This window comes from Adhaeribacter swui (genome assembly GCF_014217805.1).
Lineage (GTDB): Bacteria > Bacteroidota > Bacteroidia > Cytophagales > Hymenobacteraceae > Adhaeribacter > Adhaeribacter swui.
In genome coordinates this window covers 1,814,785-1,833,445 of record NZ_CP055156.1, presented here as the reverse complement: position 1 = coordinate 1,833,445, position 18,661 = coordinate 1,814,785, and the positions used below count along the sequence as shown (strand labels likewise).

Annotated in this window: 16 protein-coding genes; 9 read left to right on the top strand and 7 right to left on the bottom strand. The window is 44.3% G+C overall.

Annotated elements, in window-relative coordinates; translation table 11 throughout:
- Positions 1 to 420, top strand: a complete 420-nt coding sequence (locus HUW51_RS24545) for a hypothetical protein (RefSeq protein WP_228466969.1) — start codon at positions 1 to 3, stop codon at positions 418 to 420.
- A gap of 49 nt (positions 421 to 469) precedes the next feature.
- Positions 470 to 5,419, top strand: a complete 4,950-nt coding sequence (locus HUW51_RS08290; RefSeq protein WP_185273507.1) for a DNA repair ATPase — start codon at positions 470 to 472, stop codon at positions 5,417 to 5,419.
- Positions 5,420 to 5,528: 109 nt separating this feature from the next.
- Here the strand turns inward: HUW51_RS08290 and HUW51_RS08285 are convergent, their stop codons facing one another.
- The 3 genes from HUW51_RS08285 to HUW51_RS08275 all read right to left on the bottom strand — a co-directional run bounded on the left by HUW51_RS08285 (position 5,529) and on the right by HUW51_RS08275 (position 8,070).
- Entirely contained in the window at positions 5,529 to 5,894 is a 366-nt protein-coding gene (locus HUW51_RS08285; protein WP_185273506.1) for an NINE protein, read from the bottom strand.
- 234 nt (positions 5,895 to 6,128) lie between these two features.
- Entirely contained in the window at positions 6,129 to 7,487 is a 1,359-nt protein-coding gene (locus HUW51_RS08280) for an energy transducer TonB (protein ID WP_185273505.1), read from the bottom strand.
- Entirely contained in the window at positions 7,474 to 8,070 is a 597-nt protein-coding gene (locus HUW51_RS08275) for an RNA polymerase sigma factor (protein WP_185273504.1), read from the bottom strand. Before HUW51_RS08275 ends, HUW51_RS08280 begins: the two co-directional genes overlap by 14 nt.
- Positions 8,071 to 8,183: 113 nt before the next feature.
- Here HUW51_RS08275 and HUW51_RS08270 point away from each other — a divergent pair, with 113 nt between their 5' ends.
- The 6 genes from HUW51_RS08270 (at position 8,184) to HUW51_RS08245 (ending at position 14,939) form a co-directional block, all read left to right on the top strand.
- On the top strand, positions 8,184 to 10,088 hold the full coding sequence (locus tag HUW51_RS08270; RefSeq protein WP_185273503.1) for a vWA domain-containing protein: 1,905 nt from the start codon (positions 8,184 to 8,186) through the stop codon (positions 10,086 to 10,088).
- Between the two features lie 371 nt (positions 10,089 to 10,459).
- On the top strand, positions 10,460 to 11,146 hold the full coding sequence (gene rsmI / locus HUW51_RS08265) for a 16S rRNA (cytidine(1402)-2'-O)-methyltransferase (protein WP_185273502.1): 687 nt from the start codon (positions 10,460 to 10,462) through the stop codon (positions 11,144 to 11,146).
- 97 nt (positions 11,147 to 11,243) lie between these two features.
- Entirely contained in the window at positions 11,244 to 12,308 is a 1,065-nt protein-coding gene (locus HUW51_RS08260) for an alpha/beta fold hydrolase (protein WP_185273501.1), read from the top strand.
- Positions 12,309 to 12,431: 123 nt separating this feature from the next.
- Positions 12,432 to 13,646 carry an Lnb N-terminal periplasmic domain-containing protein gene (locus HUW51_RS08255; RefSeq protein WP_185273500.1) on the top strand — a complete coding sequence of 405 codons (1,215 nt, stop codon included), beginning with the start codon at positions 12,432 to 12,434 and terminating at the stop codon, positions 13,644 to 13,646.
- Between the two features lie 99 nt (positions 13,647 to 13,745).
- Positions 13,746 to 14,537, top strand: coding sequence for an inositol monophosphatase family protein (locus HUW51_RS08250; protein WP_185273499.1), 792 nt, complete (start codon positions 13,746 to 13,748; stop codon positions 14,535 to 14,537).
- A 213-nt stretch (positions 14,538 to 14,750) separates the two neighbouring features.
- The gene (locus tag HUW51_RS08245) at positions 14,751 to 14,939 is read left to right on the top strand and encodes a FeoB-associated Cys-rich membrane protein (RefSeq protein ID WP_185273498.1); all 189 of its coding nucleotides are present in this window, start codon (positions 14,751 to 14,753) and stop codon (positions 14,937 to 14,939) included.
- An 82-nt stretch (positions 14,940 to 15,021) separates the two neighbouring features.
- On the opposite strand, the gene HUW51_RS08240 is transcribed toward HUW51_RS08245, so the two are convergent.
- Positions 15,022 to 15,471, bottom strand: coding sequence for a YybH family protein (locus HUW51_RS08240; protein WP_185273497.1), 450 nt, complete (start codon positions 15,469 to 15,471; stop codon positions 15,022 to 15,024).
- A gap of 242 nt (positions 15,472 to 15,713) precedes the next feature.
- On the opposite strand from HUW51_RS08240, the gene HUW51_RS08235 reads away from it, so the two are divergent.
- On the top strand, positions 15,714 to 16,046 hold the full coding sequence (locus HUW51_RS08235; protein ID WP_185273496.1) for a hypothetical protein: 333 nt from the start codon (positions 15,714 to 15,716) through the stop codon (positions 16,044 to 16,046).
- Positions 16,047 to 16,144: 98 nt separating this feature from the next.
- Here the strand turns inward: HUW51_RS08235 and HUW51_RS08230 are convergent, their stop codons facing one another.
- The 3 genes from HUW51_RS08230 to HUW51_RS08220 all read right to left on the bottom strand — a co-directional run bounded on the left by HUW51_RS08230 (position 16,145) and on the right by HUW51_RS08220 (position 18,641).
- Complete coding sequence (locus tag HUW51_RS08230) at positions 16,145 to 17,101, bottom strand: mechanosensitive ion channel family protein (protein ID WP_185273495.1); 957 nt, start codon at positions 17,099 to 17,101, stop codon at positions 16,145 to 16,147.
- Between the two features lie 4 nt (positions 17,102 to 17,105).
- The gene (locus HUW51_RS08225; protein ID WP_185273494.1) at positions 17,106 to 17,525 is read right to left on the bottom strand and encodes a putative signal transducing protein; all 420 of its coding nucleotides are present in this window, start codon (positions 17,523 to 17,525) and stop codon (positions 17,106 to 17,108) included.
- An 87-nt stretch (positions 17,526 to 17,612) separates the two neighbouring features.
- Positions 17,613 to 18,641, bottom strand: coding sequence for an SPASM domain-containing protein (locus HUW51_RS08220; RefSeq protein WP_185273493.1), 1,029 nt, complete (start codon positions 18,639 to 18,641; stop codon positions 17,613 to 17,615).
- Positions 18,642 to 18,661: the final 20 nt, after the last annotated feature.

Sequence of the window (18,661 nt, the reverse complement as noted above, 5' to 3'; positions counted from 1 at the left end):
ATGTCTTCTTTCAGATATAGTATTTGCAAGCCCTGCGAGCCCGAGGCCGTGGAACTAACCATTATGGAGCGCAAGGATTATTTTTATATTTTCAACGAAGTGCCCTGGCTGAAACTGCTAAACGAAGTAAACGTAGCCGAGACCAAAGGCGATAAAATTTACTTTTCGCCTTCTCTGGAAATAGAAAATACCTATAACAAACATGGCGTGAGTATTTCGATTGTGGGCGATGTAGAAGATTATGAGTTTTACATCTTCTATAAACGCCCAAAAATTAAAAAATACTTCTTCGGACTTTTTCAAAAACTGAACGAAAAATACTTCACTGGCCGAACCAACCAAACCAAGTACGATGCCCTGCTAGCTATTAAGGCTTTGCTGGATAACAACCTGGAATTGCTCCGAACCAAATGGGGGTAATAATGCCGTTTAACATTCAATCATAAATTACTTTAGTTTACTGCCGCTTATGGCCGAAAACAATACACCAGCTGCCCAAAATGTACAATTAGAAGGCGGTACTTACGACATACTAAGGGGCCGGCTGCAAAAAAGCGGACAAGATTTACGTAATCGCTTAAATCAGTTAAACCAGGAACGCAAGCAGGTTTTTGGTGCTATCGCTACCACTTTGCTGGCTACGGAACGCGTAACTACCGATAATAATTGCATTCCTTGGGACATGGTGCCCGTGGGAAATTCTTTTATTTTTGGCTATAACGTGCATCTGGGATTAAAAGCGGAGATAGAACTGGCGGATGTATTTAGTATTTACAATTACCAGAACCGGACTTTTCAGCAGCAGACCTTAACGTTACTTTCGGACGCGGTATTTCTGGATGATTTTAAAAAACTGTATCGTTATTACAAGAACACCCAGTTCGTAAAATTTGCGGTAATGGGTACGCACCTGTACATGGTGTTCCGGATTGGCAAAGGCGTAAACGATATTAAAACGTTTAAGTGGCTGATCAAGGAAAACTCCCTGACTTACGTGGACAATCGTAGCGATCACGAATTTGTATTCCCGAACCAGCATGATTTTGCCTGGAAGCGCACCGTACGGGAAGCCCAACGCAAAGGCAAGTTCCCGCACGTTTCCATCGAAGACAAAGTATTTGTAGAAACCACCCACGGCGACCTCACCATAAAAGTAGAAGATAACACGGAAACTGGCTTGGGTATTTACGCCGAACCCGTGGAGGACAAAGACCAAACGCTGGATGATTCGGAAATCTACTACGCCATTATCGGCAACATTATAATTTTAAAAATACGGCCTTACAAAGAGATCAAGTATCGCTACCTGGTTTTTAACGCGAAGTTGCGCGAAGTGCGCCGCATCGATGCCCTCGAAAACTGCTGCGTGCTGCTTCCGGAAAATCAAGGCATTATTTACGCGTACGGCTATTATCTGCAAACCGGCGAGTTTAAAGAATTTGACAATGGCTTGGCGGATATGCTTTTTGAAAAACGGATTGCCTCGCCCAACGGCGAAGATTATCTGTTCGTCTTTTACAACAAAGCCAACGGCGTGTACTTGCTGCTATCGTACAATGTAATCACGCAGAAAATAGAAAACCCGATTGTTTGCCACGGCTACGCAATTTTTGAAAATGGCGAGTTATGTTATTTTAAAGCCGATGCCGAAGCCAAAAAACACCACGCTATCCAAATCTGGCAAACGCCTTATATTGGCAGCAATTACGCCATACCCGTAACCCTGGATTCTTACCTGTATAAAGTAGGCAACAAAGATATTGTGCGGGCCATGGCCGAAAGCACCGAGGTGTTGACCTTGTTACAAAAAGAAGATTCGTACGGGAATTTATACCTCGATTTAATCAAGCTGAGCACCGATTTGCTGGATACTTACCACTGGCTGAATCGTACGGAAACTTATAACCTGGCGGAACCCATCAGCGCAATCCGGCAAAGCGCTACGGCGGCGGTAGAAGAATACGAAAAGGTACTGCGCATTAAAAAAAGCACCCGCGAGCAGGTAACCAAGGTAATTGCAAAAGCTGAGGATTTAATTAAAAATTTAAAAATTCAGAAGCCCACGGCTATTCTGGATTTCGTGAAGTACCTGGCGGAACTGCGTTCGGTGCGTGGCGAAATGATCTCGTTAAAAGATTTGCGCTACGCTGACCTGGCTTTAATCGACACTTACGAACAACAAATACAGGAATATACCCAGCAAACCGCCAATGCCAGCATTACTTTCCTGCTGCAACCCGATGCCCTTACACCTTACGAGCAACGCATCCGGAACATCCAAGCTGATATTCAAAAAATTGAGAAAGTAGTAGAAGCGGATGCTACCGAGAAAAGCATTGCGGCCATAGCCGGTGAGCTGGAGATGCTCCTTGATGTGGTCAGTAATTTAAAAGTAGAAGACGCCACCCAAACCACTAGGATTGTAGATACTATTTCGGCTATTTACGCCACTTTCAATCAAACCAAAGCCGGTTTAAAACGCAAGCGTTTAGAACTAGTAAGCCAGGAAGGCAAAGCCGAATTTAACTCCCAGATCAAGCTTATCAGCCAAAGCGTTATTAATTACCTGGATGTTTGCGATACGCCGGCTAAATGCGAAGAATACCTGGCCAAAGTAATGGTGCAGTTGGAAGAACTGGAAGGCAAGTTCACGGATTTCGACGAGTTTACCGACCAGATTAGCCACAAGCGCGAGGAAATTTACAGCGCTTTTGAATCCAGAAAAGCCGCCTTACAGGAAGCTCAAAACAAACGTGCTACTAACCTGCAACAAACGGCTGAGCGTATTTTAAAAGCCATGCAGGGTCGGGTAGCCAAACTTACCACGGTAAACGATATAAACGGGTATTTTGCCGCGGATTTAATGGTGGAAAAAGTCCGGAATACCGTGGTGGAGTTATTGCACATCGGCGACACCGTGAAAGCCGATACGATCCAAAGCCGTTTAAAAGCCTTAAAAGAAGACACGGTAAGGCAGCTAAAAGACAAAAACGAGCTTTTTGTGGTGGGTTCGAACATCATTCAATTTGGGCCGCATGCTTTTACGGTAAATACCCAACCGCTGGATTTAAGCGTAGTACTGCGCGACAACGCCATGTATTACCACCTTACCGGCACCAACTTTTTTGAAAAAATAACCGACCCGCATTTTTTGAGTTATCAGCCAATTTGGGAACAAACGCTGGTATCCGAAAATAATACGGTGTACCGGGCCGAGTACCTGGCTTTTCAAATTTTGCAGGCTGCTCAAAGCGCCTCGGACTTTGCTTCAAGCGAAGGTTTCGCTTATTTGTCGGTGAATGATTTGCATAAGCTGACCGCTGCCGAACTGTTGGAGTACACGCAAAAATTTATGGCGGCGCGCTTCAACGAAGGGTACATTAAAGGGGTGCACGACCAGGACGCAACTCAGTTGTTAACGGTGCTGGTTCGATTTTTAAAAACCGCCGATCTGTTGCGCTACGCTCCCCTGGACCGGGCAGCAACGCAGTTATTCTGGAAAGCTTTTATCGCCGAAGATCAGAAAGAAATACTAACCAACCAGTTACAAGGAATAAGCGCTATTTTACAGGTTTTCCCCGAAACCCGGCAGTTCGAAGCTGTTATTCAGGAATTGCAACTAGGTATCCAGGCGTTTGTAAACGAAACCGGGTTGTGCGCTAACGCTAACAGTGAAAAGGCGGGCGAGTACTTGTTTTACGAATTAATTCGCCCGAACCATTTTATTATCTCGGACCAGGCTGCGGCCTTGTACCAGGGTTTTCAGCAATATTTAACAGATAAAAAAGTTATAAGTACATACGATACTTCTGTAGCAGCTTTTGCTAACAACCCGGTACAGCAGTTTAAGTTAATTCAGCATTGGCTGAAAGCCTTTTTACAGCAGGCTGGTAGTAGCTTTAACCCCGATTATGTAGCAGAAGCCGCAGTACTTTTGTTTACCCATGATTTTAATTTGCAACGCGTGCATCACGCGGCTTTAACCGAGATTGTAACGAGTATGCAGGGCGCGCACCCATTGGTTCAAAAGCAGCAATACCGTCTAGATTTTCACGCGTTTCAGGAAAAATTAACCAGCTACGCCACTACGGTAGCACCCCGGTTTACACAATTCAACGAGCTAAAAAGAGGCTTAACCCAGGCCTTTGCCGAAGAATTGCGCTTATCAGAATTTAAGCCCCGGGTGTTATCCTCGTTTGTGCGGAACAAATTAATTGATCAGGTTTATTTGCCTTTAATCGGCGCCAACTTAGCGAAACAAATGGGTACGGCCGGCGATACTAAACGCACCGACCTGATGGGAATGTTATTGCTGCTCTCGCCGCCGGGTTACGGTAAAACCACACTGATGGAGTACATTGCCAACCGGTTGGGCGTGATTTTTATGAAAATTAACGGCCCCGCCATTGGCCACCAGGTTACTTCTTTAGACCCCAGCGAAGCGCCGAATGCCGCAGCCCGCGAAGAATTAGGCAAGCTGAACTTAGCTTTCGAGATGGGCGATAACGTCATGATTTACCTGGACGATATTCAGCATTGTAATCCGGAATTCTTGCAAAAGTTTATTTCGTTATGCGATGCCCAACGCAAAATTGAAGGCACGTACAAAGGTAAAACCAAAACCTACGATTTTCGGGGTAAAAAAGTATGCGTGGTTATGGCTGGTAACCCGTACACCGAAACCGGCGAAAAATTCCGGATACCCGACATGCTCGCGAACCGGGCCGATATTTACAACTTAGGCGACATCATCGGCGATACCGAAGCAGTTTTTAAATTGAGTTACCTGGAAAATGCCCTTACCTCTAACGTTACATTGGCCCAACTCACCAGCAAAAGCCAGCAAGATATATATACCTTAATCCGGGTAGCCGAAACCGGCGAAAAGGAAAGCTTAGAACTGGAAGGCAATTACGCTGCCGAAGAAATAAACGAATTAGTGAGAGTATTTCAAAAGTTACTCAGAATCCGGGATGTCATTCTAAGGGTAAATACCGCGTACATCTATTCGGCTGCACAGGCCGAAGAGTACCGCACCGAGCCGGCGTTTAAACTGCAAGGCTCTTACCGCAACATGAACAAGCTGGCCGAAAAAGTAAATCCGGTGATGAACGACCAGGAACTGGAAACCTTGATTTTAGCGCACTACGAAGCCGAAGCACAAACCCTAGCCACCGGCGCGGAAGCTAACTTATTAAAGTTTAAAGAACTTACCGGATTTGCTAATGCTGCAGAATTACAACGCTGGGAAGCCATTAAAGAAACCTTTAGCCGTAACTTAAAATTAAAAACTTTTGGTGCAGACAACCAGGTGGGGCAGGTACTGGCGCAAATGGAAAGTATCGCGGCTGGTTTAAGCGGCATTAAAGAAGTACTCGGCCAATTTAGTCAGGATAAAGTAGCAGCCGCTGATTTTTAAAATTTACAGTTAGACTGGAACAAGGCATGTAGCATAAAAAGATAGCGGAAGCAAGATGCCTGCGCTATCTTTTTATTTTTTAAAATTTTCTTCCTCCGGTGGGAGTACATTAAAAACCATTCCCTGCTTGCCCCATCACTAGAATATTGGTGCGTTGGGCTTCTTTTATATTGGCATTAAACGCTATACCGCGATATTTAATTACATCCACAATGGTACCAATAAAGCAGAGTCCGGCCGTAAAGAAATACAGAATTCCCAACCCAATATCACCCACCACAAAGCGCTGAATACCCGCAAACCCGACAAAACCGAGCAGGGCAGTAAACAGAATAAGCTCAGGTCTTTTCCGGCGCAAACGGTAAATGTCCGTGAATTGCTGGGCTTGCTGCTCGTTAAAATTTTGAAAAAAGCCTTGCACAAAAGCCATCTCGTCGGCTTCCAGTTCGGGTAAATAATTTAAGACGTTGGCCATAGTAGATATACTTAATTTAGAAATGGAATGGACAGTTGTACCTGAAGCTTATTCGAGTTATTCTGATTTGCATTTTAATGCTGCTCAGGTACGATAAATTCTGTTTTGCCAATTAAAAATACATCAGAACGAACCCGAAACGCTGAGGTAAATTGGCGGATTATTCTACTCAAAACAAGATAATAATTAAAAACTTACCGCAGCGGATTATAGCTTAACAGCTACCGCCTGCGTTTACAGCTTAAAACGTACGCTTACCTGCACGTTTTCTGGTTGGGGCTGGCCCTGCATAACGGTGGGTTGCCAGGCCGGACCTTCTTTAATCAACCGGATAGCTTCGGCGTCGCAGGCGGGGCTCAAACTTTTTAAAATTTTAAAATTTGTTAAAGCGCCATGCTCCGTTACGGTAAAACCAACGTCTACCCTCCCTTCCTGCTTTTGCTGCCGGGCTTCGACGGGATATTGCAGATTTTCGCGGATGTATTGATTAAATTCTTTACGTCCGTTTTGCGGTTTAGCCCGGGTTACTTCCACGGCAATGTTGCGGGGCTGACTATAGGAAAGCACCGCTACTTCCTGCAAACTGTTCGGGTCCTCTCTTAATTTTACGGCCAGAGTAGTTTCCTCCTTAATTTTTTGCTCCTGCGATTGGTACCCGATGTAATTAAAGGTAAGGGCATCTTTCCCGGCGGGTACGTTCAATGAAAACTTGCCGGCGGCATCGGTGGTAGTGCCGGTGGTAGTGCCGCTTACCACCACGTTGGCTCCTGCAATAGGTTCTCCTTCAGAATCAGTAACCTGACCGGTTACCCGTTGGCCGGTAAATGTTCCGGTTCGCCGCAAGGCTATTCCCATTTGCTTACCCGCTAACGACGAGGCTACTTTATTTAAAGCTCCCGTTAAATCTACCTTACTGGCATTCCCTTGCGGCGTAGAACTTGTATAACCAGCACGCGGCGTGTCTTCAGTTTTTATTGCGAAAGCATCCAGCACGGCGGCCGTATCAATTGGGAAAGATAGTTCTTGTGGTTTATCGGTAGTAACTGCAACGGCTTTTTCTGGTTTACTTACCTTTACCTTACGCTGGGCTATAATTGGCGCTTTCCTTATTTCTTTAGGATTTATTTCTACTTGCGGTTCAGCGGGTTTAATAATTGGGGCTTCGGGTAAAACCGGAACAGATTGAGTAGGTGCTGGCGAACTTTTAGCCACGGTATTTTCGCGAGTAATCGGTGCCGAATCGGGTTGTTGCAGGTAGCGGAATAGTCCCACGCTTACTAACAAAATAACCAGTGTCGCCGCTATTCCCAGCATCGGGCCGTACATGGGGCGTACTTTCTTGGTTGATTCCTGCTGCACGCGGTTGTTTACCCGCTTGCTTATCTGGTTTAAAGCCGCTTGCGTTTGCGCCTGGTTGCTAAGCGCCATGCCAGCCAAAATATCCGAACATAATTCACAATCCAACAGGTGTTTTTCTACCTGATGCCGGCTGCGCGCAGATAATTCTTCTTCCTGCTGATACAGCCGCAGCTGCTCCAGCGAAGGATGTCCGTCGGTGGGCAAAAGCCATTTGGAAGTATCAGGTTGCATCATGGTGCTTCTCCACGTAAATTTTTAAATTTCTCCGCCCGTTCTGAATATAACTGCGCACCCGGTTTACATCGTAGCCGGTTTGTTCGGCAATCTGGCTGTAACTTTTTTCCTGCAGGTAAAACAACTCCAGGCAAAAACGTTGTTCCGGCGGCAATCCATCCAAGGCTTTTTCGAGTAATTGCCATTCTTGTTCCCGGGCCTCGGTTTCGCCGTTGCTATGATGCAAACTGTTACTGAATTGCACATGCAAATTAGGTTCGGCATCCAAAGAAAAGGTAGGCTTACTCTTTTGGGCCCGTAGCTGCATTAAACAATGGTTTTTAGCGGTAACGTGCAGCCAACTTTTAAAATTAGTAATCTGGTGTTTTTTCAACGATTGAATGAGTTGCTCAAATACCTGCATGGTGGCGTCTTTGCTGGAATCTTCGTCGGGCAGGTACTTGCGGCAAACCAGGAACACTATTTCGGTATAGCGTTCAAATAATTCTCCTATGTAAGCCAAATCACCCGTTTCCTGATAGCGTTGTACCAGTTCCAGGTCGGAGGGCGGTTTGGGTGTTTTGGAGAATAGTTTAAGGAACATGTTAGCCGTATAATTCTTACTTAAATAAAAGAATTTATTTTGAAAATAATACCTTTTCTCCTGTGTAAATCCGGCGGTTAAACCATCATGGAACAAATCTTAACAATACCGCCATGAAAAACTACTGCTACTTACTCGTTCTTTTCTTTTTTCTAACGGCTTTTTCCAATTTAGCCCAAACCCGGATAGTTTCCGGACAAGTTACCGATGCCGCTACCCTTCAACCTTTGCCCGGAGTTACGGTTACGGCTAAAGGTACTTCCATTGGTACGGTTACAGACACTTCAGGAAAATTTAAGTTGGAAGTGCCCCATACTACCCAAACCCTGGTTTTTAATTATATAGGCTTTACTACTCAAGAAGTAAAACTGAATGCGGCTAATACGATAAAAGTAGCTCTACAGCCCAATAATCAGGCATTGGAGGAAGTAGTGGTAACGGGTTATAGCAACGTGCAAAGTTTAGCCGGGAAAGTAGCCGGAGTAGTAAGCGGCGTTCGAATAAGAGGAAATGTTTCCCGTGAAACCCGCCGGATGAGTATGCCCATTGATTATTATTCCCAGCCACGTTTTAATACCGAAGAATACGACCGCATTGAAGACAACAATTTTTTAGCTACCAAGCGTCACCCGCTTTCTACGTTTTCCATTGACGTAGATGCGGCTTCGTACAGCAACGTGCGCCGTTTTTTAAATAATGGTCAAAAACCTCCCAAAGATGCCGTGCGCATAGAAGAAATGGTCAATTATTTTAAATACAATTATCCGCAACCCACACCCGAAGATCCGTTTGCCGTAATAACTGAACTGGCGGCTTGCCCCTGGAACCAGGATAATCAACTACTGCATATTGCCTTACAAGGCAAGAACATTGCTACGGGTAATTTACCACCGGCTAACCTGGTTTTCCTGATTGATGTGTCGGGTTCGATGGATTCGCCGGATAAATTACCTTTGGTAATTGCCGGATTTAAGTTACTGGTAAACCAATTGCGGCCGCAAGATAAAGTAGCCATAACGGTTTATGCCGGATCAGCGGGTTTGGTACTGCCACCAACCGCAGGAAACCAAAAAGAAGTAATTCTAGCGGCATTAGACCGGCTGCAAGCCGGTGGTTCAACGGCGGGCGGTGAAGGCATAAAACTGGCCTACAACGTGGCACAGGAGAATTTTTTAAAAAATGGCAATAACCGGGTAATACTGGCTACCGACGGCGACTTTAACGTGGGCGTATCCAGCACATCGGAGCTGGAAAGGCTCATAGAAGAAAAACGAGAAAGCGGCGTATTTTTAACAGTGCTGGGTTTTGGTACCGGCAACATCAAAGACAGCCGCATGGAAAAACTAGCCGACAAAGGAAATGGCAACTACGCCTACGTGGATAATATCCAAGAAGCGAAGAAAGTTTTTGTGAATGAATTTGGCGGTACTTTATTTACCATCGCCAAAGATGTAAAACTACAACTCGAGTTTAACCCAACCCACGTAAAAGCCTACCGCTTAATTGGCTACGAAAACCGGCAGCTAGCCGACGAAGATTTTAAAAATGACAAGAAAGACGCCGGCGATTTAGGCGCCGGCCACACCGTAACGGCGCTCTACGAAATTGTGCCGGCCACTAGTAAAAAGAACGTAGCGGAGGCTGATCCACTTAAATACCAACCCGTTAAAAACGCGGATAAAAACAACTTCTCTGGCGAACTGCTAACCCTAAAGTTGCGCTACAAAAAACCTACAAGTAATACTAGCCAGTTACTCGAACACGTAGTATACCCTACGCTAACCGCTAACCCTTCGGAGAACTTGCGCTTTGCGGCAGCCGTTGCCGCATTTGGCATGCTGCTCCGCGACTCCGAACATAAAGGGCAAGCTACTTACGCTGGCGTGCTTCATCTCGCGGAAAATGCTAAAGGTAATGACAGCGAAGGCTACCGCGCCGAATTTATTCGTTTAGTAAAAACGACGCAGTTGCTGGATAGCCCCGTAACGGAGGTAAAAGGTAAAACCGATAAAGATTGAGCTTTCGAGGTTGACCAATTAGTAGAAAATTTAAAAAAATCAGCGATTCTCCACAAAATTTAACCACCCATGCTCCTCCTTATCTAAGGAAGGGCAGGGGTGGTTGACATTACGAAATGGTAGAATTTTTAAATTTTCTCAATTTCAACGTTACAGTATAAAAACATAAGAATGGAGAAAGGAATTGCCGCATCCTTATCCCTGTTTTAGGCACGGTGCCTCAGACAGAAAGGAAAACCCAACACCCATAAACCAAATAACTCGGGGTTGGGTAACCGGAATTAGGGCCAAAGAAAACCTGAAAGAGAAATAATCTTCAAACAATAACCTGTTCCTCCACTTACTTAAACCAAAATACCTACCTTTGAAGTATGGCAACTACCCACGAAACCAGGTTGTACCTGGTGCCAACGCCCATCGGCAACCTCGAAGATATTACCTTGCGGGCTATTCGCATTTTAAAAGAAGTAGACACGATTCTGGCCGAAGACACTCGTACCAGCGGCAAATTATTGCAGCACTTGGGTATTGAAAAACGCATGCACAGCCACCACCTGCACAACGAACACAAAGCTGCCGCGCACTTAGTGCAACGCATGCTCGATGGCGAGAAAATGGCCTTAGTTTCGGATGCGGGTACGCCTGCTATTTCGGACCCAGGTTTTTTACTGGTGCGTGAATGCTTGAAAAATGGGGTAGCCGTAGAATGTTTGCCCGGCCCCACAGCTTTTGTGCCGGCACTGGTAAAATCAGGTTTTAGCTCAGAGCGGTTTACCTTCGAAGGGTTTTTACCTATTAAAAAGGGCCGGCAAACCCGCCTGCAAAGCTTGGCCGCCGAAGAACGCACGATGATTTTTTACGAATCGCCGCACCGCTTACTCAAAACCTTGGAGCAGTTTAAAGAAATTTTTGGAGAGGAACGGCAGGTATCGGTTTCGCGTGAGCTTACCAAAATGTTTGAAGAAACCATAACCGGATCGCTACAGGAAGTGATCGCAATTTTTCAACAAAAAGCCATTAAAGGCGAATTTGTGCTGGTGCTGGAAGGTCTAAAGTAAATTTTGATACGAAAAAATCAGGGTTTATTTAAATCATGAATGCTGTTAAATTTTAAAAAACAGCCCTTCCTGTTGAACAAAATTCGCTATCCTGCCCATGAGATTTTGTTTCTTTGCCTTGCTACTCCTGTTGCCCGCATTCGTATTAAATGCTCAAAATAAAACGCCTATTCTGGAGCGAGCTAAAGCCCTGTATAAAGAAGCCAAAGCCGAATTTACGCGCTTCGAAAAAGAACACGGAGCATTTATTCAAACTAAAAATACCCGGATGCACTATCTAACCTGGGGCAATGCATCCGGTACCCCTCTCATCTGGTCGCATGGTAGTTTAACGAACGGTTACGAACTTTTTGATGTGGCGCCCAACCTGGTAAAAGCCGGTTATTACGTTATTGCTATTGATTATTATGGGCACGGGCAAACCCCCATTCCGCCGCACGAAGTATCCTTATACCACATCGCCGACGATTTAAAAGAATTAATGGATAAGCTAAAAATCGAAAAAGCGATTGTAGGCGGGTGGTCCCGGGGTGGCTATATCAGCACGGCTTTTTATGATGCTTATCCTAACCGGGTTCTGGGTTTAGTATTAGAAGATGGGGGATCGGTAAACATGAATACCTATTACCACCAAATGAGTCCGGAGAAGTTAGATAGTACTTTACGGAAAATCGAAAAAGATTGGCCCGCCGATACTTCCTATGCCAGCGAATTGGAAGCTTACTATGCTAATTACGATACTAGCTCGGGTGGTAATCAATTTAACTTACTGGCTTGGATCACGAAAAACAGGAAAGACCGTTGGGCTATCAGTCCGGGAGTTATAGATTTGTTTCATATGCGCTTTGCCAAACAATGGTCTAATAATATTCTTCGTTTTACGCGGGCGCCTCTTTTTGCGGAGTCTATGTCGATACTGGAGCCTAAAATTGTGTATCGTAATTTAAATGTGCCTGTTTTAATTCTAGATCCGGTGAGTGAAAACGATTTTATGCCTTTTGAAGAAGAAAATAGCGCTTTGCAAAAGCAGCATCCGGCGTTTATTACTCATAAAATATATCCCGATACCGGACATAACATCCATTATGAAAGCCCGCAACAGTTTATCCAGGATTTAACCGTATTTTTGAAAAAAGTGAAAGCGCATCATAAAATCAGGTAAGCTCTAAGCAAAAAGGTAAAAGCCCATAATAACTTTACCCGCTTGTTCCGGTAGGTTGAATTAACAAAGCGTATTTTTACATTTATTTTCGCTCTTTTACGTTTACAATTTTAAAATTTATTCATGACTGCTTCGTGCTTTTTTATAAACAAGTGGCTACTAGTTATTTTGGTATTTTTTGGTTTCGGCTTGGTTCCGGGTCAGGCGCAAAGTTTATCGCCGCAGGCGCGTATTAGCTTAATTACCTGCTCGCCCGGCGACGAGTTATACTCCATGTACGGGCACAGCGCCATCCGGATCAATGACCCCAGTTATGGCATAGACTACGTTTTTAACTACGGCACTTTCGACTTTAGCACGCCCAACTTTTACCCTAAATTTGTAATGGGTAAATTAAAATACAAGCTAGCTGTATCTAACTTTTCCGATTTTTTAGCCGCTTACCAATATTATAACCGGTCGGTGTACGAGCAGGTATTAAACTTAACCTTGCCGCAGAAAAATGCGGTTTTTCAATTTTTACAAACCAACTATTTACCCGAAAACCGCGAGTATTATTACGATTTCTTTTTTGATAACTGCGCCACCCGCATCCGCGATGTATTTCAGAAAACCTTGGGCGATAGTTTGCGGTTTAATCCGGCTTTAAATCAAAAACAGCTAAGCTTCCGGCAAATTGTAGGCATTTACCAAAGCCCTTTGCCGTGGGCCGATTTTGGGGTGGATTTAGCCATGGGCGCCACCAGCGACCGGAAAGCCTCTGCCACCGAATACATGTTTATCCCGGATTATTTGCAGGAAGGCTTTGCCAAAGCCACCTTGCAAGGCCAGAGCGGCAATGCCCCATTTGCGCAACCTGTTGCTACTCTGTTTAAAGCTAATCCACCTACGGAAGTACCAGTACCCCTTCGGCCAGGTATTATTTGCTGGGCTTTACTGGTGTTTGGAGTCGTGCTTACCGGCTATCAATGGCGGCAGAAACGCCCGGATTATAGTTTTGATGTAGTTCTTTTCAGCGTAGTGGGGGTGTTAGGCTGCGTGATACTGTTTCTGACGACAAGCAGCGATTACAAAGCTTTTGCGCAAAATTTAAATTTACTCTGGACTATACCTCTGCACTTACCCGTAGCTTTGCTCTTACTCCGGAGAAAAACGCCGCATTTTTTAAAAATTTACTTTTTATTAACTGCCGGTTTAATGGCCTTGTTACTAATAACGTGGCGTTGGCTGCCCCAGGAGTACCACCCGGCGTTTTTTCCTTTGGTGTTATTGTTGGGAGTACGGGCGGCTTTTATTTACTATCAGGAGAAAAGAAAACAACTTAAAACAAATTTGTAGCCCGATACCAAAATATTCCGGAGTATTCATAACCTTTGCACCGCTTCGCAGTAATTCTTTCACTTAGTTTGTTTTTTAAATTTTTAAAATATTTGTTGTATGCAGCTTTCTGAACTTTGCCAAAAAGTAATTGCTATTACCAAAACCACCGGGGCTTTTATCCGGGCCGAAGCCCAGTCTTTCGACCGCAGCAAGATTGAGCACAAAGGTTTAAACGATTTGGTATCGTACGTAGATAAGCAAGCCGAAGAGCAATTAGTGAAAGAATTGCAGCAAATTTTACCCGAAGCTGGTTTTATTACCGAAGAAGGTACCGTAACCGAACGGGGCGCCGAATACAACTGGATCATCGACCCCCTGGATGGCACTACCAACTTTATGCACGGTTTGCCACTTTTCTCCATCAGCATTGGATTAATGCAGCATTCTGAGATTGTGCTGGGCGTAATTTACGAGGTAAGCCACGACGAATGTTTTTACGCTACCAAAGGAGGAGGAGCTTTTTGTAACGACCGTCCCATCCACGTATCCGGCGTAGAAAAATTATCGGATTCGTTGATTGTAACGGGCTATCCGTATACTGATTTCGGCAAAACCGACACCTACCTGCAAATTTTAAAAGCCTACATGCAGCAATCACACGGAGTACGTCGGTTGGGTTCTGCCGCTATTGATTTAGCCTACGTGGCCAAAGGTATTTTCGAAGGTTTTTTTGAATTTAATTTAAATTCGTACGATGTGGCTGCGGGCGTAATTTTGGTACGCGAGGCCGGAGGTTACGTAAGTATGTTTACCGACAACAACGGCGACCCGGTATTCGACCGCGAAATAGTAGCCAGCAACGGCCGGGTTCACGGCGAAATGCTGCAGGTAATTGCCCAGTATTGGTAGTTATTATAAGTTAAAAGTTATGAGTTTTTATAGCTCTTACATAATGGGCTACAATCTTTCATAAACTACTGCTAAACTTTTTGGGGAGGCAATTAGTTAATAAGAAAGCACGTTTCAGGTAGGGAAGGTGTTGCTTCTAAATATAAATAAGATAGTAGCAAAAATTAGTTATCACTTTACAACCACCTAGTACTTACAACAGCTTACTTATTAATGGTACAGGAGATTATTATATTTATTGTTTTTGCTTTAGCTGCCGCGTACGTTATCCGCTTGGTTATCGCTAATTTCCGGCCGAAAGCGGGTGGGGGTTGCGCCAAAGGTTGCGGCGGCGCCTGTTCTTCCATCGATTTCGAAAAAATTAAAAAAGACCTGGAAACCAAATCTACCTCGCTCCGATAATTTTTTAAATTTTTACTTTTTTCATTTAACCCTTTGCTTACAAAAAGCGGTTATTCCTTTTGCGTTAAAGCTCCCTTGGTAATTAATATTGCTTGGTTTGATCGCGCACAATGAACCATTGGTCATTTATCTTCCGGAATTTTAAAATAAACTCGCCGTTTGGGTGATCGTTGGCCCGTGTTAAAGCCCAGTTACCTAAAACCGTAGCCGAATCACCAGCTAACGCACTTACCTTTAGATTAGTAAATTGTAGCGTTCCCATTTTAGCCCGCGAATCGTATACTCGCTTATAACGCGCCAAAGTTGGTTCCCAGCCTTTGGTTACTGTAGTACCCGACACAAAAACCAAATCCGGCGAATTCCAGTAGGTGCGCATAAAGTTATTAATATCGCCTTTATTCCAGGCGGCTACCTGGTTGCTCAATACCTGCAAAACGGCCGCCGAACCAGTAGTATCTATTTGGTTATTTTGAGCCAGAGCACTGCTCCAGGGCAACAGACTAAGTAAAAGATAAAGTATTTTATGCTGCATAACTATAAATAAAGGCACGCTAAATTTTAATTTATTTTTAATTTCTGTGAAAATTACGCATACAAAAAACCGGTAGTACGTAAGTAGCAAATAAGATTACTGACCATTAATAGAGCTAAGTACCCGTAATTTTACCATTACCTTTGAAAAAACCATAGGCGCCATAGAACAAATTCTGGTTTTTGCGTATAGCGTCTATCTCTATTTTTTAATTGGCCTATAAATTTAAAAATTATAAACTTATGCAAGATAAAGAAGAATTAACTACCATGGTTAAAGTAGAAGCCCGTTTAAACAGCGAAGGCTTTACCGAAGATTTCCGGGTATCGGATGGTCGTTTATGTTTACTCAACAGCGATAAAACCTACGGAGTAGAAGACGTGCGCATCGTCAATTTCTTCCGCTTTGAGGGCGAAACCGATCCGGATGACATGTCTATTTTGTACGCTATTGAATGCAACGATGGCACCAAAGGCACGATCAGTAACTCGTATGGCCCCATGGCCGACTCGGAAGTAGATGCCTTTTTAGTAGAAGTAGAAAACCTAGGCAAGAAGCTGGATAAAACAACGTAATTGTCAGAAGAAATTTGTTATTTCTTATTCCATGCTAATAGTCAAAATAAAACTAGTATAAATTAGTAACAGTACTGATTTTTTAAAAAGCGGCAGGTTCATGAATCTTCCGCTTCTTTTTTGCCATTTTGCGAAGCTTTATTCCGGCTACTTTCGCGAACTTCTTCCAGGGTTTCTTTTAACTGCTGATTTAGAGTTTCGCCCGCTTTGCCAGCAAAATCCAGGGTACGGATCGGAAACGGAATTTGAATGTGATTATCGTCGAAAGCTTTTTTGATTTTAATAATGGCCGCGCTACGGGCGTGCACATAATCGGTTTGGCGTTTGTACTGAATCCAGAACCGCACCAAAAAGTTAACCGAGCTATCCCCGAACTCTTCGTAAACTACTTCTACCTCGCGGTTCTCAATCATGCCTTTAATACCGGTTACACAAGCTTTTACCAACGCCTGCACCCGTTCTAAATCTTCGGCGTACGAAACACGCATTTTAATATCAATACGCCGGATGCCGTAGTACGTGAAGTTAACCATTACACTTTCGAACACTTTCCGGTTAGGCACTTTCACTAATTCGCCGGTTACGCGGCGCAAATCAATGGTGCGCATGTTAATGCGTTCGATGGTGCCAAAGTACTCGTTGGTTTCAATTACATCGCCTACGGTAAAGGGCTTACGCACCGCTATAATTACCCCCGAAATAAAATTGGTAGCAATATCCTGAAAAGCTAAACCCAAGGCTAACCCAATAATACCTACCCCAGCCAGCATGGTAGTAACGGTTTTGTCGAGCTTTAAAATAGTAAGCACAAAGAAAATACCCAGCAACAAAGCCCCCGTTTGCACCATGGTAGCAAACAAATTATTAAGCGCTGCACTGTGCGATACCCGAGTCAGTAATTTTTCGGAAAACCGGCGCATTTGCCGGGCTACGTAAAAAGTAATTACTAATAGCACTAAAGCAATAATCAGATTAGGCAACATCAAAACCAGTTGCTTCATCCAAATTTCCAGCTTTTTAATTAACAGACTGAGCGCTTCTTCCAATTCGGTCATTTAGTTAATTTTCCATGATCCATTTGTAACCGCAATTTTGACAGGTAAACCGCCGGACCAAAGGCTGGCTGGGACGGGCAGTAAGTGCATTGCGGAGAAAAGTTAATAACGATGGCTTTGCTGCCGAGGTTGTTTCTTTTACTTTATCGGAATGGCAGTTGGGGCATTGATCCGGGAAGTACTCCGGTGTATTTTCTACCGCAAAGGCCTCACTGGTATTTAATACGGTTAGGGCACGATCGCGGTCTTGTTCCGTTACCTGCAGGCGCACGCCGCCGTAAGCCATGTACAAAAAGGGCTGGTTGGTAATGGTATGTTCATCGGCAATAAAAGCCGGAATACCTTCGGCTTCTAAACGACCGCGCATGATCTGGGCCTTTAAAGCATCCGGAAAAGTAGCAATGGTAATTAATTTAGGATCCATGGATAAAAGCTGTTAAGCCGCTCAACTGCTGAAAAGGCCAGGTAAGTTATTTTTAAATTTTTAAAAATCCGGCGGCTAGTTACCTTTTTATCCCCACACCTTGGTGCCTTCGGTGCAATTCCGGCACATTTCTACCTGGCTCCGCGATTTTAAAACGGCTCCCCGGAATTTCTGATAATGCGTGCCGCGCCACAAAGCCCGGAAACTTTCGGTTTTTAAATCACCCATGCGGTATTCGGCGTCTTTGTCAAAACAACAGGGTACTACCAGGCCGTCCCAGGTTATAACGCAGGAATGCCACATGCGCCAGCAATGATTAAGCAATTTATTTTTAATCTGATACGTACCGTTGCCGGTATTCTGGTACCGCGAGTAATAATCTATAGTAGGTATTAACGGCGAACCTTGCGCATAATCGTAAATTTGCGCTGTTTTAAACCACACATCGTCTACGCCTAACTCCGCCGCCAGTTTTTTAACATCGGCTATCTGGTGTTCGTTGGGCCGCACCACCAAAAATTGAAAAATCACGAAAGGGGTTTTGGATTTTAACTCTTTCTTCCACTTGATCAGGTTGCGGGTGCCTTCGATTACTTTATTTAAGTTGCCACCTACGCGGTAAGCCTGGTAAGTTTCTTGGCTGGTACCGTCGATGGAAATAATCAACCGATCCAGACCCGATTCTACGGTTTTGCGGGCGTTTTCTTCGGTAAGGTAATGCGCATTGGTAGAAGTGGCTGTGTATATTTTTCTTTTAGAAGCATACTGTACCATTTCCAGGAAGCGGGGATGCAAATAAGGTTCGCCCTGAAAGTAAAAAATTAAGTACAATAATTTCTGATGCAGTTGGTCGATGGTATTCCGGAATAACTCATCAGGCAGCATGCCGGTAGGTCGGGTAAACGAACGCAAACCGCTGGGGCACTCGGGGCAACGCAAATTACACGAGGTAGTAGGCTCAAACGAAATACTGATGGGGCTACCCCAGTGCGTGGCTTTTTGGGTAAGCTTCGATAAGATGTAGCTGCTTACCACTTGCCCCATATTACCCGCCCGTTGCCAGGTAAGTTTAGAAAGCAAATTAAAAGCATCGGTTAGTTTTCCGGTTACGGCCATTTACAAAAGCGTTACTCTAT

Bases quoted from the DNA above. Each gene is read 5' to 3' on its own strand.
- HUW51_RS08240 (WP_185273497.1), bottom strand. From the start codon at position 15,471: ATGCAGCATAAAATACTTTATCTTTTACTTAGTCTGTTGCCCTGGAGC.
- HUW51_RS08220 (WP_185273493.1), bottom strand. From the start codon at position 18,641: ATGGCCGTAACCGGAAAACTAACCGATGCTTTTAATTTGCTTTCTAAA.
- HUW51_RS08225 (WP_185273494.1), bottom strand. From the start codon at position 17,525: ATGGATCCTAAATTAATTACCATTGCTACTTTTCCGGATGCTTTAAAG.
- HUW51_RS08230 (WP_185273495.1), bottom strand. From the start codon at position 17,101: ATGACCGAATTGGAAGAAGCGCTCAGTCTGTTAATTAAAAAGCTGGAA.
- HUW51_RS08275 (WP_185273504.1), bottom strand. From the start codon at position 8,070: ATGTTCCTTAAACTATTCTCCAAAACACCCAAACCGCCCTCCGACCTG.
- HUW51_RS08285 (WP_185273506.1), bottom strand. From the start codon at position 5,894: ATGGCCAACGTCTTAAATTATTTACCCGAACTGGAAGCCGACGAGATG.
- HUW51_RS08290 (WP_185273507.1), top strand. From the start codon at position 470: ATGGCCGAAAACAATACACCAGCTGCCCAAAATGTACAATTAGAAGGC.
- HUW51_RS08270 (WP_185273503.1), top strand. From the start codon at position 8,184: ATGAAAAACTACTGCTACTTACTCGTTCTTTTCTTTTTTCTAACGGCT.
- rsmI (WP_185273502.1), top strand. From the start codon at position 10,460: ATGGCAACTACCCACGAAACCAGGTTGTACCTGGTGCCAACGCCCATC.
- HUW51_RS08235 (WP_185273496.1), top strand. From the start codon at position 15,714: ATGCAAGATAAAGAAGAATTAACTACCATGGTTAAAGTAGAAGCCCGT.
- HUW51_RS08245 (WP_185273498.1), top strand. From the start codon at position 14,751: ATGGTACAGGAGATTATTATATTTATTGTTTTTGCTTTAGCTGCCGCG.
- HUW51_RS08255 (WP_185273500.1), top strand. From the start codon at position 12,432: ATGACTGCTTCGTGCTTTTTTATAAACAAGTGGCTACTAGTTATTTTG.
- HUW51_RS08260 (WP_185273501.1), top strand. From the start codon at position 11,244: ATGAGATTTTGTTTCTTTGCCTTGCTACTCCTGTTGCCCGCATTCGTA.
- HUW51_RS24545 (WP_228466969.1), top strand. From the start codon at position 1: ATGTCTTCTTTCAGATATAGTATTTGCAAGCCCTGCGAGCCCGAGGCC.
- HUW51_RS08280 (WP_185273505.1), bottom strand. From the start codon at position 7,487: ATGATGCAACCTGATACTTCCAAATGGCTTTTGCCCACCGACGGACAT.
- HUW51_RS08250 (WP_185273499.1), top strand. From the start codon at position 13,746: ATGCAGCTTTCTGAACTTTGCCAAAAAGTAATTGCTATTACCAAAACC.